The organism is Clostridium sp. BSD2780061688st1 H5 (genome assembly GCF_005845155.1).
In the GTDB taxonomy this organism is placed as follows: domain Bacteria; phylum Bacillota; class Clostridia; order Lachnospirales; family Lachnospiraceae; genus Claveliimonas; species Claveliimonas intestinigallinarum.
The window spans coordinates 31,459-45,473 of sequence record NZ_SPGT01000006.1 but is presented as its reverse complement, the minus strand read 5'-3'; the positions used below and the strand labels follow the sequence as shown (position 1 = coordinate 45,473).

The 14,015-nt window shown below is 54.4% G+C and carries 15 protein-coding genes; all 15 read left to right on the top strand.

Annotated elements, in window-relative coordinates; translation table 11 throughout:
- Positions 1-39: 39 nt before the first annotated feature.
- The gene (locus tag FGQ86_RS05425; protein WP_138303160.1) at positions 40-2,262 is read left to right on the top strand and encodes a U32 family peptidase; all 2,223 of its coding nucleotides are present in this window, start codon (positions 40-42) and stop codon (positions 2,260-2,262) included.
- 8 nt (positions 2,263-2,270) lie between these two features.
- Positions 2,271-3,746, top strand: coding sequence for an FtsW/RodA/SpoVE family cell cycle protein (locus tag FGQ86_RS05420; protein ID WP_033125222.1), 1,476 nt, complete (start codon positions 2,271-2,273; stop codon positions 3,744-3,746).
- Entirely contained in the window at positions 3,661-5,127 is a 1,467-nt protein-coding gene (locus tag FGQ86_RS05415) for a penicillin-binding transpeptidase domain-containing protein (protein WP_347562483.1), read from the top strand. The genes FGQ86_RS05420 and FGQ86_RS05415 overlap by 86 nt, the downstream gene beginning before the upstream one ends.
- An 18-nt stretch (positions 5,128-5,145) precedes the next feature.
- The gene (locus tag FGQ86_RS05410; RefSeq protein WP_138303159.1) at positions 5,146-5,469 is read left to right on the top strand and encodes a hypothetical protein; all 324 of its coding nucleotides are present in this window, start codon (positions 5,146-5,148) and stop codon (positions 5,467-5,469) included.
- Between the two features lies 1 nt (position 5,470).
- Entirely contained in the window at positions 5,471-6,553 is a 1,083-nt protein-coding gene (locus FGQ86_RS05405; RefSeq protein WP_171031514.1) for a DUF2953 domain-containing protein, read from the top strand.
- Between the two features lie 21 nt (positions 6,554-6,574).
- Positions 6,575-6,985, top strand: a complete 411-nt coding sequence (locus FGQ86_RS05400) for a GerW family sporulation protein (RefSeq protein WP_138303157.1) — start codon at positions 6,575-6,577, stop codon at positions 6,983-6,985.
- Positions 6,986-7,060: 75 nt separating this feature from the next.
- Complete coding sequence (locus FGQ86_RS16200) at positions 7,061-7,213, top strand: hypothetical protein (RefSeq protein ID WP_171031513.1); 153 nt, start codon at positions 7,061-7,063, stop codon at positions 7,211-7,213.
- A 114-nt stretch (positions 7,214-7,327) separates the two neighbouring features.
- Positions 7,328-7,513, top strand: coding sequence for a 50S ribosomal protein L28 (gene rpmB / locus FGQ86_RS05395; RefSeq protein ID WP_076777440.1), 186 nt, complete (start codon positions 7,328-7,330; stop codon positions 7,511-7,513).
- 147 nt (positions 7,514-7,660) lie between these two features.
- Positions 7,661-8,020 (top strand): Asp23/Gls24 family envelope stress response protein, encoded by a 360-nt coding sequence (locus tag FGQ86_RS05390; RefSeq protein ID WP_033125226.1) that lies wholly within the window; start codon positions 7,661-7,663, stop codon positions 8,018-8,020.
- Between the two features lie 44 nt (positions 8,021-8,064).
- Entirely contained in the window at positions 8,065-9,723 is a 1,659-nt protein-coding gene (locus tag FGQ86_RS05385) for a DAK2 domain-containing protein (RefSeq protein WP_207742260.1), read from the top strand.
- Between the two features lie 85 nt (positions 9,724-9,808).
- Complete coding sequence (gene recG / locus FGQ86_RS05380; RefSeq protein WP_138303155.1) at positions 9,809-11,839, top strand: ATP-dependent DNA helicase RecG; 2,031 nt, start codon at positions 9,809-9,811, stop codon at positions 11,837-11,839.
- Between the two features lie 63 nt (positions 11,840-11,902).
- Entirely contained in the window at positions 11,903-12,109 is a 207-nt protein-coding gene (locus tag FGQ86_RS05375; protein WP_033125229.1) for an alpha/beta-type small acid-soluble spore protein, read from the top strand.
- 220 nt (positions 12,110-12,329) lie between these two features.
- On the top strand, positions 12,330-12,899 hold the full coding sequence (gene rsmD, locus FGQ86_RS05370) for a 16S rRNA (guanine(966)-N(2))-methyltransferase RsmD (protein WP_033125230.1): 570 nt from the start codon (positions 12,330-12,332) through the stop codon (positions 12,897-12,899).
- Positions 12,893-13,390, top strand: a complete 498-nt coding sequence (gene coaD / locus FGQ86_RS05365; RefSeq protein WP_033125231.1) for a pantetheine-phosphate adenylyltransferase — start codon at positions 12,893-12,895, stop codon at positions 13,388-13,390. The genes rsmD and coaD overlap by 7 nt, the downstream gene beginning before the upstream one ends.
- Complete coding sequence (locus tag FGQ86_RS05360; protein WP_033125232.1) at positions 13,387-14,013, top strand: ATPase; 627 nt, start codon at positions 13,387-13,389, stop codon at positions 14,011-14,013. Before coaD ends, FGQ86_RS05360 begins: the two co-directional genes overlap by 4 nt.
- Positions 14,014-14,015 lie beyond the last annotated feature (2 nt).

Below are 14,015 nucleotides of genomic sequence, written 5' to 3'. Positions count from 1 at the left end.
CCTTTTTAAATGGCGGATAAAAAGAGAGGAGGGACAGCTATGACGCATCCGAACCGATCGAAAAAAAGAGAACCCGGGCAGAAGGGCGGGCCTGTGGAAATCCTGGCTCCGGCCGGTTCTCTGGACATACTGAAGTGCGCCTTCGGGGCGGGGGCTGACGCGGTCTACGCGGGAGGCTCCTGCTTTGGAGCCAGGGCCTTTGCCACCAATTTTACCCAGGAGGAGCTCATGGAGGGGATTGACTATGCCCATATCCACGGGAAAAAGCTCTATCTGACAGTCAACACGCTGGTCAAGGAGAGAGAATTTGACCGGCTCTACCACTACCTTCTCCCCTTTTACCGGCAGGGGCTGGACGCGGTTATTGTCCAGGACATGGGAGTGATGGAATTTATAAGAGAAGAATTCCCCCTTCTTCCCATCCATGCCAGCACCCAGATGACTGTGACGAGCTCGGTCAGCGCATCCTTTCTTGAGGAGAGGGGCGTCACAAGGGTGGTCCCGGCAAGGGAGCTGTCTCTTGGGGAGATACGCCGGATCGCTGAGGGGACGGATCTGGAGATCGAGTGCTTTGTACACGGAGCCCTGTGCTACTGCTATTCCGGGCGCTGCCTCATGAGCAGCATGATCGGCGGCCGGAGCGGAAACCGGGGCCAGTGCGCCCAGCCCTGCCGTCTCCCCTGGAAGGCGGAGCAGGCAAAGAAGGAGCAGGATCTCTTAAGCCTGAAGGATCTTTGCGCCATCGAACTGATCCCGGAGCTGATCCGGGCCGGCATCACGTCCTTTAAGATCGAGGGCCGGATGAAGCAGCCCTCCTACGTGGAGACGGTTACCGCCATGTACCGCAGGTACACGGACCTCTGGGCTGCCCTAAACGGGGACAGGGAGCGCTTCCGGGTGTCGCGGGAGGACAAAAGAGCCCTCATGGAGGCCTACACGCGCCGGGGCTACACGGACGGCTACTACACCCGCCACAACGGCAGGGAGATGCTGTCCCTGAGCCGTCCTGAGCCGGCGCAGGCGCAGAGGGAAGCTTCCCCCAAAAAGGGGAGAGAAAGACAATTGCAGGAAAAAATTAATGGGAAATTAATACTTTTCCCCGGAAAAAGTGCTACACTTACTTTATCTTCCGGCCCTGCCGGAGAGATGACGGAGGTGACTGTCACAGGAGACACAGTGCAGGAGGCCCAGAGCAGGCCTTTAGCCAGGGAGCAGATCCTGAAGCAGCTCCGGAAGACCGGAAATACAGAATTCGTCTTTCAAAATCTGGAGATCTGCACAGAGGGAGACGTTTTTCTGCCTCTCCAGGCTCTCAACGCACTCCGACGGGCGGGACTGGAAAAACTGAGTGACAGCATCACCGGCAGGTTCCGCAGGCCTGGCGGGACAGCAGCGGGGCTTTCAAATAAACCGGCTCTCTCCATCGGCAAGTCCCGGCAGGACAGGCCTCTGGGAGAAATTCCCCTCTTTGTCTCTGCCATGTCCGCAGAGCAGGCCATGTCCGCCCTTGCCTTCCCAGCCGTGAAAAGGATCTATCTTTCCGATACAGCCTGGGCCCGGGGAGAGGCGGATGAGTTCCTTGCGAAGGCCCGGCAGCGTCAGGTGGAGGTGTATGCCTCCATGGCGGAGATCTGCCGCCGTGAGGCGGAAGATTTCTACAGCAGAAATCTGGAGGCTATGGCCCGGGATTTTGACGGGGCTATGGTGAAAAATCTGGAAAACCTTCTGCTTTTGAAAAGAGCGGGCTTTTCAAAGCCTGTGGATACCGGGGCTTCCGCCTACGCCTGGAACCGGAGAGCAGCCGCGTTCTGGAAGGAGCTGGGAGCCGGCTTTCTGGAGGCGCCCCTTGAGCTGAACGCCCAGGAGCTGAAGAGCCTGGAGGAAAGCCGGATGCTCCTGCCTGTGTACGGCTATCTCCCGGTCATGGTCAGCGCCGGCTGCATACGCAAGCACACAAAGGGATGTACCGGGAAGGCGGGCTGGACATCCATGACAGACCGGTACCACAAGAAATTTATGGTGCGCAGTGAGTGCCTTTACTGTTATAATGTGATATATAACACAGACCCTCTTGTGCTTTTGGGCCAGAAGGAGGAGATTGAGTCTCTGGCGCCGGCGGCTCTCCTGTGCGGATTTACGTGGGAGAGCAAGGAGAAGACAAGAGAGGTGCTGGAGCAGTTCCGGAAGTGGCTTTCCACAGAGGAAACGCCCCGGTGGGAGGGCGGCTTTACACGGGGCCATTTTAAAAGGGGAGTAAAGTAGGTGAAACTTTGGTAAATATTATAGTAGAGCTTTCGAAATATCTCATCATCATACTGATCATCATGTACACATACCTGTGCTTCACGATATTCGGCTATCACGATATGCAGAGGAAGCAGGCCATGCTGCGCAGACAGAATGTCCTTATGTTCCTCTTCCATCTGATCGCCTTCCTTGTGCTGTATCTGGAGATGGATGACATACGGATAGCGGGGCTGTACCTTGCCCAGGTGGTGCTCTTTGGGCTGACGATCCTTCTGTACACGAAGATCTATCCGAGAGTGTCGCGGCTTGTGGTCAACAATATGTGTATGCTCCTGTGTGTCGGCCTCGTGATGCTGACACGGCTGGACTACGGCACCGCCATGCGGCAGTTTGTCTTTGCGGCTGCGGGCATTGCCCTGAGCCTTGTGGTGCCTGTCATTATCCGGAAGGTGAAGGGCCTGGCGAAGCTTCGGAAGCTGTACGCCATCGCCGGTATGGCGTCCCTCGCGGTCGTGGCGGTGCTGGGACAGGTGTCCTACGGCGCCAAGCTTGGCTTTTCCATCGGCGGCATCAGCATCCAGCCATCGGAGCTGGTGAAAATTATTTTCGTATTCTATGTGGCTGCCAGCCTGAAGGAGTCCACCCGGTTTAAGAATGTGGTGATCACCACCATGATCGCGGCCCTCCATGTGCTGATCCTTGTCATCTCCACGGACCTGGGAGCGGCCCTCATCATCTTTGTGGTGTATCTGGTCATGCTATATGTGGCCACCAGGCAGCCCCTCTACATGCTGGCCGGGATCGGAGCGGGGGCCTGTGCCTCGGTGGCCGGGTATTACCTGTTCGCTCATGTGCGGACCCGCGTCAATGTGTGGAGAGACCCCTTTGGCACCTACGACAACGGAGGCTACCAGGTGGCCCAGTCGCTGTTTGCCATCGGTACCGGGAGCTGGTTCGGCATGGGGCTTTGTCAGGGCTCTCCGGAGAGCATCCCTGTGCGGGACTCGGATTTTATTTTCTCAGCCATCGCAGAGGAGCTTGGACTTGTCTTTGCCCTCTGTCTCATCCTTATATTTGTGAGCTGCTACATCATGTTCCTGAACATTGCCATGCAGCTCCACAACCAGTTCTACAAGCTGGTGGCGCTGGGACTGGGAACCTGTTACATCTTTCAGGTGTTTCTGAATGTAGGCGGTGTGATCAAATTCATTCCGTCCACCGGCGTGACTTTGCCCCTTGTCAGCTACGGGGGGAGCTCCATGCTCAGCACGCTGATCATGTTTGCGATCATCCAGGGACTTTACATCTTAAGAGAGGACGAGGAAGAAAGCATTGAAAGAAGAAAAAAAGAACAGAAGCTACGAGCTCAGAAGAGAGGCAGAGCGCCAAAAGAAGCAGCAGGAAAAAGCCTCCATGAGCCGTCAGGGCAAAAAAGAGTTAAAACAGCGGGAAAAGAAAGAAAAAAAGAAAAAGCGGGAAGCAAACAAAGAGTTCGCTAGGGTGACCTATGCCTTTGTGGCTCTCTTCCTTGTGCTGATGGTCTACATCGGCTACTTCAATATTGTGGAGAGCAAGGATATCATAAACAGTCCCTACAATCCCAGGCTGGACTCCATGGCGGACCGGGTGGTGCGGGGCAGCATCCTGGACAAGGACGGAAATGTGCTGGCCTCCACTCAGACAGCAGAAGACGGCAGCGAATACCGCAGCTATCCCTACGGCAGCCTCTACGCCCATGTGGTTGGCTACGATACCCAGGGGAAATCCGGGCTGGAGTCCACGGAAAACTTTGAGCTCCTAACATCCAACGCTTTTTTCCTGGAGAAGCTGCGCAATGAGTTCCAGGATGAGAAAAATATGGGAGACACGGTGGTGACTACCCTGGATACAAGCCTCCAGCAGGCAGCCTACAATGCCCTTGGCGACAACAAGGGGGCTGTGGTGATCCTGGAGCCAACAACCGGGAAGATCCTGACCATGCTCTCCAAGCCGGACTTTGACCCCAACACAGTGGAGCAGAACTGGGACGCCCTGAACAGCGATCCGGACAGCCGTCTTTTAAACCGGGCCATCCAGGGACAGTACGCGCCTGGCTCCACCTTCAAGATCGTGACCGCTCTGGAGTACATGCGGGAGCACGCGGACTACGACAGCTACTCCTACACCTGCAACGGCTCCATTACCTACGATGGAGTAACCATTCCCTGCGCGGGAGGACAGGTCCACGGGACCGTCAGTCTGGCGGACTCCTTCGCCTACTCCTGCAACTCATCCTTCTGCAACATCGGCCTGTCGCTGGATATTTCCAGCTACCGGGGCACAGCCAGGGATCTGCTCTTCAACAAGAGCCTTCCGGGAAACGATATCTCCCCGGTCAAGAGCAGCTTTTCCCTGAAGAGCGGCGCCTCTGCCTCAGACCGGATGATGACAGCCATGGGACAGGGGGAGACCCAGGTCAGCCCCTACCATATGGTCCTCATCACCTCTGCCATCGCAAACGGGGGCAATCTGATGCGCCCCTACCTGGTGGAGCAGGTGACCAACTATACAGGCTCCATTGTCAGAGAGGCGTCTCCTGACAGCTACGGGTCTCTCATGACCTCCCAGGAGGCGGCCCAGCTGAAGGAGTACATGCAGGATGTGACAGATTACGGTACGGGCTCCGTATTCTCCGGCTCAGGCTACAGCGTGGCCGGCAAGACCGGAACCGCCGAGTACGCGGACGGGGACTCCTCCAAAAACCACTCCTGGTTCGTGGGATTTTCAGACGTAGACAACCCCGAGCTCGCTATCTGTGTGATCGTGGAGCAGTCCGACGGAGGCACAAGGGCGGTAGATGTTGCAAAAGAGATCCTGGACAGCTATTATTATAATCAGTAGGAAGAGGGCTTGTTTACCATGAAATTCGCAAGGTATCTGTATCTGTCAGAAGGGATGGAAAAAAAGAAGAGAAAAGTGATGCACCGGCTGCGCCGCGGGAAGCTTCAGGTGCCGGTGTATCTCATCGCCCTGTGCGATTACGGGCAGGAGAGGCTGGAGATCCTCTCCTCTGCGGAGCTTCTGCAGAAGGGCTACCCATCCCAGGGGCTGCTCATCGCGGGTATAGCCGGAGACTACGATGACGCTCTGGAGCTGGTGCGCAGGATCGCCCAGGAGACCTTTGACGCCCTCATGGGAACAGATCTGTGCGGATACATACACCACAGGGAACAGGAAGAGTAATATGCTTCACATTTTATTATTGATCTTAAAAATTGCAGGCATCATATTGGCAGCTATACTGGGCATACTCATATTAGCGCTCCTTATCGTCCTCTTTGTGCCCTTCTGTTACCAGGGCGCCGCAAAGTGGGACGGCGGGCAGAGAGACCTGCGGGCCCAGGGGCGGATCAGCTGGCTGCTCGGCCTGGTTGAGCTGCGGTTTGTGCTCCGGGACGGAAATGCCTCTGTAAAGGGCCGGATCGCCTGGAAGAAGCTGGGCGGAGCGCGGGCCAAGGGCCGGGAGTCTGAGCCGGAAGCGGCGGAAGAGGAAAAGGCGAAAAAGGAAAAACCGGAAGAGGAAAGGCCGGTAAAGGATGAGAGCAGGGACCGGCAGAAGGAGGAAAAGCATGAAGAAGAACGTGAAAAGGATCAGCAGGGAGCTGAGAAAGCTGAAGAAGCGCCAGAGGCAGTTCCGGCGCCTGCAAAGGCAGCTGCGCAGGCTGAGAAAGCGCATGAAGAAGGACATGAGGCGCATGGGGAAAAAGGGCTGGAGAGAGGCGCCCGGATTGAAAAAGACGCTGCGCATGATGAAAAAGAGGGCGCCCAGGCTGACAAGGGGCACAGTAAGCTCCGCCGGACAGCTGAAAAAATATGCCGGCGCCTTCAGCAGATCATTAAAAAGATAAAATGTACTTTTAAGAAGATCTGTGATAAAATAAATCTGATTACTGAAAAAAAAGAACAGATTGCAGCGTTTTTAAGCAACGAGACCCATAAAAAAGCATTTGATGTCGTGAAAAAGGAATGTATCCGCCTTCTCGGGAGCGTCCTGCCCAGACAGTTCAGCCTGTCCGCGCGTTTCGGCTTTGAAGACCCTTACCACACGGGACAGCTGCTGGCAGGAATTGCCGTGCTCTACCCCTTTCTCCCGGGAGACGTCCGGGTGGAGCCGGATTTTGAGGAGCGGATCTTTCGGGGAAAAGCCGTGCTGCGGGGACGGCTATATGTGGCAAGCCTTGTCTTTGCGGCTTTTCAGGTGCTGCGGCGCAGAGCGGTGAGAGAGACCTACCGGGATATACGGGGATTGTTGCGGGCGAAAGCGTAAAAATACAGGAGGTTAACGAATATGGCTGACAATAATTTCAAAGGGACTGTGGAGGCGCTGTTTCACGGAATGGATGCGGTCATCTCTTCCAGGACAGTAGTGGGGGACGCCATCCATATCAATGACACCATCATCCTTCCCCTTGTGGATGTATCCTTCGCCGTGGGGGCCGGCGCCTTTAACGGGGACAAGAGCGGTGAGAAGAAGGAGAAGGGGGCGGGAGGCCTGGGCGGCAGGATGACTCCAAGCGCTGTCCTTGTCATCCAGAACGGCACCACGAGACTGGTGAATATCAAGAACCAGGATACCATCACCAAGCTCCTGGACATGGTGCCCGACGTGCTGGATCGCTTTACCGCAAAGGGAAACGGCAAGATGTCAGAGGACGATCTGAACGATATCCTGGACGAGGCGGAAGAGGAGAAAAAGTAACTGTCCGGGTTCTGAACGGCGGCGGGAGCGAATAAGCATAGAAGGAAGAGGCCTTGCGGAAGGGGCGGTGCCCTTATGAAACGGGTGGCTGGCTTTGCCTTGTTCTGGATTGCTGTCGGGGTTCTGATCAGTATCTGGCTTCCCAATATGTTTGTGGAAGTACTGTGCATTATCCTGTGTCTGCTGGCGGCATATGAGCTGTTTTTCTGCTGCAGGGACGATAAATGAGAAATATTTTGGAAAATCAAAAAGAAATGCTTGCATTTTGAAAATTCTTCTGATAGAATATCATTGTTGCGAGTCTGGAGAACGGACTTATTATGAGCGTTAGGAGGTGCAGTCATGGCGAAATGTGCTATTTGCGAAAAGGGTGCTCACTTTGGAAACAGTGTCAGCCACTCTCATAGAAAGACACCGAAAATGTGGAAATCAAACGTAAAATCTGTGCGTGTAAAAACAGAGAGCGGAGCAAAGAGAATGTATGTATGTACTTCTTGCTTAAAATCCGGCAAAGTAGAGCGTGCTTAATCAGCGAGTAAGAAAGAGGGCTAATTTCCCCATACAGACGTGGGAAGTTAGTCTTTTTTTGTTGTAAAACAATGGAAAACAGAGTATAATATTTTTGTTAAGCAGACTTTTAAGAAAGTATGAAAATAGAACATTGGAGGGAATTATATGAAGGGAAGCATGAGCACAGATCTTGGTATCATAACAGTAAATCCTGAAGTGATCGCGAAATATGCGGGTACTGTTGCCGTTGAGTGCTTCGGCATCGTCGGCATGGCGGCTGTCAATATGAAGGACGGTCTTGTCAGGCTGCTGAAAAAGGACAGCCTCACCCACGGCATCCAGGTTACCATATCGGATGACAACCGGATCACCATCGATTTCCATGTGATCGTGTCCTACGGCGTGAGCATTTCTGCTGTCACGGACAACCTGATCAGCAATGTAAAGTACAGGGTGGAAGAATTTTCCGGTATGCCGGTGGATAAAATCAATATCTACATCGAAGGCGTCAGAGTCATCGATTAGTTAAGGAGGACTTTTAAGTGGCTACAAATTCTATAAGTGTGGATATGCTCGCCAGGATGTTTCTCGCCGGGGCGCAGAATATTGAGGCGAAGAAGGAATATATCAACGAACTCAACGTATTTCCCGTGCCGGACGGCGACACGGGTACGAACATGTCGCTGACCATTATGTCGGCGGCAAAGGAAGTGACAGCGCTTGCCGACATGGACATGAAGTCTCTGGCAAAGGCCATCTCATCCGGCTCCCTGCGAGGGGCAAGGGGGAACTCCGGCGTGATCTTATCCCAGCTTTTGAGAGGGTTTACAAAGGCTCTCCGGGACGAACAGGAGATCAATGTACAAAATCTGGCAGCCGCTTGTGAGCGGGCCAAGGACACGGCCTACAAGGCGGTCATGAAGCCCAAAGAAGGGACCATCCTCACTGTCGCCAGGGGCATTGCGGACAAAGCGAAGGAGCTGGCGGAGACTACCGATGACCTGGAGGTGTTTATCCCCGCCCTCATCGAGGAGGGGGATGCGGTTCTGGCAAAGACACCGGACATGCTTCCTGTGCTGAAGGAGGCTGGTGTGGTGGACTCCGGCGGGCAGGGTCTTATGGAGGTCCTGAAGGGAGCCTACGACGCTTTCCTGGGCAAGGAGGTCGACTACAGCGCCCTCACATCCGAGGGAGGCGGCGCGACAGCAGCCGGGCAGCAGAAGGTTGCCGCCGAGTCTGCGGCGGACATCCGGTTTGGCTACTGTACGGAATTTATTATCATGACGGAAAAAGAATTTACAGATGCGGATGAGCACGAGTTCAAGGCCTATCTGGAGTCCATCGGCGACTCTATCGTCTGTGTGGCTGACGAGGACGTGGTGAAGGTACATGTTCACACCAATGATCCCGGACTTGCCATCCAGAAAGCCCTCACCTACGGACAGCTCTCCCGCATCAAGATTGACAATATGCGCGAGGAGCATCAGGAAAAGCTGATTCGCGATGCTGAGAAGCTGGCAAAGCAGCAGAAGGAAGAGGAGGAGAAGGCCGCCGCGGCAGAGCCGCGGAAGCCCATGGGATTTATCACAGTCTCCATCGGCGAGGGCCTGAACGAGATTTTCCGGGAGCTGGGAGCCGACTATATCATCGAGGGCGGCCAGACCATGAACCCCAGCACCGAGGATATGCTCAACGCTGTGGATCATGTGAACGCAGACACCATTTTCATCCTTCCCAACAACAAGAACATCGTTCTGGCAGCCAACCAGGCCAAGGCCCTTGTGAAGGCCAAGGAGATCATCGTCATCCCCACCAAGACGGTTCCCCAGGGCATCACAGCCATCATCAGCTTTATGCCAGAGGCGGACAGCAAGGCCAACGAGGAGGCCATGCTGGATGCCATCAGCCATGTGAAGTCCGGGCAGGTGACCTACGCTGTCCGGGACACAAAGATCGATGACAAGGAGATCCACGAGGGAGATATCATGGGCATCGGCGACGCCGGCATCATCGCGGTGGGCACTCAGATTGAGGAGACTACCAGGGACATGCTGGAGCAGCTTGTGGACGAGGACTCTGAGCTTATCAGCCTGTATTACGGCGAGGAAGTGAAGGAGGAGGACGCCCAGAGGTTTGTGGCTGAGATCGAGGAGAAATACCCGGATGTGGATGTGGACGCACACTACGGCGGACAGCCTATCTACTACTACGTGCTGGCTGTAGAATAAAGAGAGAACAAAAGAGAGATAGCAGGCATGATTTTGCCTGTTATTTCTTTGTCCGGAGACAAAACCAAGAGCAGGTGAATGAGGTATGAACAAACTGACACCGGTCCATGAGCTGAAGGGGATCGGAGACAAGACAGAAAAACTTTTTATAAAGCTGGGCATCCACACGGTGGGAGACCTGATCCAGTACTATCCCAGAGGATACGACGTGTACGAGGAGGCGGTGCCTGTCAGCGAGATTGTGGAGGGAAAGGTGCAGACTGTCACCGGGGCCATCTTCGGCAGGGTTCAGGTGTCCGGGAACCGCTCCATGCAGGTGACCACGCTCCATGTAAAAGATATCAGTGGAACTCTGAAGGTGGTCTGGTTCCGCATGCCTTTTCTTCGGAATACGCTGGGAAAGGGTGGAGTCATCACTCTGCGGGGACTTGTGTCCAGGAAAAAGAGCGGCCTTGTCATGGAGCACCCGGAGATCTTTTATCCTTCCTCAAAGTATGAGGAGAAGCTGAATACCATGCAGCCGGTCTATCCGCTGACAAGCGGCCTGTCCAACAATGCGGTCATGAAGGCAGTCCGCCAGGCGCTGGACAGTCTTCCCCTGGAGCGGGAGCTGCTGCCCGAGTCCCTGCGGCTCAGGTACCAGCTTGCAGAGTATAACTATGCGCTGAGAGGAATTCATTTTCCCGAAGACAAGGACGTGTACTACCATGCCAGGAACAGGCTCGTGTTCGAGGAATTCGCCCAGTTTATCTGCTCCCTGCGGCTTTTGAAGGAGGAGACGGACCGGGCCCGCAATGATTTTCACATCGAGCCCAGGCCCCAGGTGGATGATTTTATCCGGAAGCTGCCCTATGAGCTCACCGGGGCCCAGAGGCGGGTCTGGGGAGAGATCCTGGCAGATATGCAGAGGGATTACTCCATGTCCCGGCTTGTCCAGGGAGACGTGGGCTCCGGGAAGACGGTCATCGCCCTGCTGGCTCTCATGACAGCGGCACTGAATGGATTTCAGGGAGCGCTCATGGCGCCTACTGAGGTGCTGGCCAAACAGCACTATGAGTCCATCACTTCTCTTCTCAGGGAATACAACATCCCCATCCGGACTGAGCTCCTCACCGGATCCATGACCGCCAGGGAAAAGCGGGAGGCCTACCAGCGGATGGAGGACGGGACAGCACAGATCATCATCGGCACCCACGCCCTCATCCAGCAAAAGGCGGGCTACAAAAATCTGGCCCTGGTGGTCACGGACGAGCAACACAGATTCGGGGTAAAGCAGCGGGAGATGCTGGCACAGAAGGGACAGATGCCCCACATCCTTGTCATGAGCGCCACCCCCATTCCGCGGACGCTGGCCATCATTCTGTACGGGGATCTGGACATCTCCGTCATCGACGAGCTGCCCTCTGACCGGCTGCCCATCAAGAACTGCGTGGTGGACACAGGCTACCGGAAGACCGCTTACCGCTTTATAGAAAAGCAGGTGGAAGAAGGGCGCCAGTGCTACATTATCTGCCCCATGGTGGAGGAGAGCGAGCACCTGGAGGTGGAAAATGTGACGGACTACGCCGCCATGCTGCAGGAGGAGCTGGGAGAGGGCATCACCGTGGACTACCTCCACGGGAAGATGAAACAGGCCCAGAAGGATGAGATCATGGAGCGGTTTGGCAGCGGCCAGATCCAGGTCCTCGTCTCCACCACAGTCATCGAGGTGGGTATCAACGTGCCCAACGCCACGGTCATGATGGTGGAGAACGCGGAGCGCTTCGGACTGGCCCAGCTCCATCAGCTGCGGGGACGTGTGGGCCGTGGAAAATACCAGTCCTACTGCATTTTCATGACCGGCTCCCACGACGAGGAGACGAAGAAGCGGCTGGACATTTTAAACAAAAGCAACGACGGCTTCAAGATAGCGGCTGAGGACCTGAAGCTGCGGGGACCTGGGGATCTGTTCGGCATCCGCCAGAGCGGCCTGATGAACTTTAAGCTAGGGGATGTGTTCCAGGACGCACGGCTCCTTCAGATGGCGAACGAGGCCGTCTCTTCCCCGGAGGCCGCCGGCTCCGAATGGTTGAAAAAAATGGAAAAGCATGCAGGAAATACTAGTGTAATATTGTAAATCCTCCATATACTATCGGTGTAACAACAAAACAAAATGTTACAAAAAAGGAGGAGTATAAAAATGACTAATCGTTCATCTAACAAAGCAGCAGTGCCTGAGGCAAAGGGCGCACTGGACAAATTCAAATACGAGGTGGCAAGCGAGCTTGGCGTACCGCTCACAGACGGCTACAACGGCGACCTGACTTCCAGACAGAACGGCTCTGTCGGCGGATATATGGTAAAGAAGATGATCGAGCAGCAGGAGAGACAGATGGCCGGAAAATAGGCTGAAAATCCAGCTCAAAACGGTATCTGAAAAAAAGTGTATCAATACCTGCGAAAATTCTGAAATATGAAACCGAAAAGCGTCCGGCAGATTGAAATAATATCTGTCGGGTGCTTTTTGTTTATTCCTGTTGACACAATTATGCACCAGTTAGTATAATTTCAGACGTAATACTTTTTAAAAGTATTACGTCTGAAATGAAGTAAAAGGATGTGATTTCATGCGTGTGATCGCCGGGACCGCGCGGAGCCTGCAGCTGAAAACCCTGGACGGGCTTGACACCCGTCCCACAACGGACCGCATAAAGGAGACTCTCTTTAATATGCTGGCCCCCTACCTCTATGACTGTATTTTTCTGGATCTCTTTGCCGGCAGCGGCGGGATCGGCATCGAAGCCCTAAGCCGGGGCGCCATGGAGGCTGTATTCGTGGAGAAGAACCCAAAGGCCATGGCCTGCATCAAGGACAATCTGAAGCACACCCGCCTGGAGCGCAGGGCCCTCACCATCTCCTCTGACGTAATGACGGCCCTCTACCGCCTGGAGGGGGAGAAGCAGTTTGACTATATTTTCATGGATCCACCCTACAACAGGGAGCTGGAAAAGCAGGTTCTCACCTACCTGTCAGAGTCCGACCTTCTGGCCCACCAGGGGGTGATCATCGTGGAGGCCTCCAGGGAGACTTCCTTCGACTATCTGGATGACCTGGGATTTCAAATCATAAAGGAGAAAGTGTACAAGACAAACAAGCACGTGTTCATAGAGCCGTCAGGGAGGAAAGAGATATGTTAAGAGCGGTTTATCCGGGCAGCTTTGACCCGGTCACATTCGGCCATCTGGACATCATAACCAGATCCGCGAAACTGGTGGACGAATTAATCGTCGGAGTATTGGTAAATAACGCAAAAAGTCCGTTGTTTTCCGTAGAAGAACGTGTTAAAATACTAGAGAAAACAGTGGAAAATATTCCAAATGTAAAAGTCATTCCATTTGAGGGACTGCTGGTAGAATTTGTGAGAAAAATGGAAGCGCAGATGGTAGTAAGGGGACTTCGTGCCATTACCGATTTCGAGTACGAGCTCCAGATGGCCCAGACCAACCACAAGCTGGAGCCGGAGCTGGAGACGATCTTCCTGACCACCAGCCTGGAGTATTCTTACCTGAGCTCCAGCACAGTGAAGGAAGTGGCCGCTTTCGGGGGAGACATCTCACAGTTTGTGCCTCATATCGTGATAGAGCGGATGCAGGAAAAAATGGATAAAAAAGGAGAGTGTAAATTATGAGCAGCCGTATTGAACAGATTATCGAAGAGATCGAGGAGTACATCGACAGTTGCAAATTTCAGCCTCTGTCCACCACTAAGATCATTGTAAACAAGGATCAGATAGACGAGCTTCTCCGCGAACTCCGCATGAAGACTCCGGACGAGATCAAGCGCTATCAGAAGATCATTGCAAATAAAGATGCCATCCTGGCCGACGCCCAGGCAAAGGCTGACAGCATGCTCCAGGAGGCCCAGATTCAGACATCCGAGCTGGTCAGCGAGCACGAGATCATGCAGCAGGCCTACGCCCAGGCAAATGAGATCGTCACCGCCGCCACAGAGCAGGCTCAGCAGATACTGGACAATGCCACAAACGATGCCAACGACATCCGCATCGGCGCCATGCAGTACACAGACGATCTGCTGGCAAACGCGGAGAGTATCATCGGCCACACGCTGGACAGCTACACTACCAAATACGACGGACTTGTCAACTCCCTCCAGGAGTGCTACGACATGGTCCGCAACAACCGCTCTGAGCTGGAGATCCCGGATCAGTCCTCAAGAGGGCTGGAGGCTGAGTACGGCACTCCCGAGGAGCCGGAGGAGGACTACGAAGAGGACGATATAGAGCTGGAGTAGTC

Coding starts and splice junctions, on each gene's coding strand:
- FGQ86_RS05425 (WP_138303160.1), top strand. CDS start 40: ATGACGCATCCGAACCGATCGAAAAAAAGAGAACCCGGGCAGAAGGGC.
- FGQ86_RS05415 (WP_347562483.1), top strand. CDS start 3,661: ATGAGCCGTCAGGGCAAAAAAGAGTTAAAACAGCGGGAAAAGAAAGAA.
- FGQ86_RS05410 (WP_138303159.1), top strand. CDS start 5,146: ATGAAATTCGCAAGGTATCTGTATCTGTCAGAAGGGATGGAAAAAAAG.
- FGQ86_RS05405 (WP_171031514.1), top strand. CDS start 5,471: ATGCTTCACATTTTATTATTGATCTTAAAAATTGCAGGCATCATATTG.
- FGQ86_RS05400 (WP_138303157.1), top strand. CDS start 6,575: ATGGCTGACAATAATTTCAAAGGGACTGTGGAGGCGCTGTTTCACGGA.
- FGQ86_RS16200 (WP_171031513.1), top strand. CDS start 7,061: ATGAAACGGGTGGCTGGCTTTGCCTTGTTCTGGATTGCTGTCGGGGTT.
- rpmB (WP_076777440.1), top strand. CDS start 7,328: ATGGCGAAATGTGCTATTTGCGAAAAGGGTGCTCACTTTGGAAACAGT.
- FGQ86_RS05390 (WP_033125226.1), top strand. CDS start 7,661: ATGAAGGGAAGCATGAGCACAGATCTTGGTATCATAACAGTAAATCCT.
- FGQ86_RS05385 (WP_207742260.1), top strand. CDS start 8,065: ATGCTCGCCAGGATGTTTCTCGCCGGGGCGCAGAATATTGAGGCGAAG.
- recG (WP_138303155.1), top strand. CDS start 9,809: ATGAACAAACTGACACCGGTCCATGAGCTGAAGGGGATCGGAGACAAG.
- FGQ86_RS05375 (WP_033125229.1), top strand. CDS start 11,903: ATGACTAATCGTTCATCTAACAAAGCAGCAGTGCCTGAGGCAAAGGGC.
- rsmD (WP_033125230.1), top strand. CDS start 12,330: ATGCGTGTGATCGCCGGGACCGCGCGGAGCCTGCAGCTGAAAACCCTG.
- coaD (WP_033125231.1), top strand. CDS start 12,893: ATGTTAAGAGCGGTTTATCCGGGCAGCTTTGACCCGGTCACATTCGGC.
- FGQ86_RS05360 (WP_033125232.1), top strand. CDS start 13,387: ATGAGCAGCCGTATTGAACAGATTATCGAAGAGATCGAGGAGTACATC.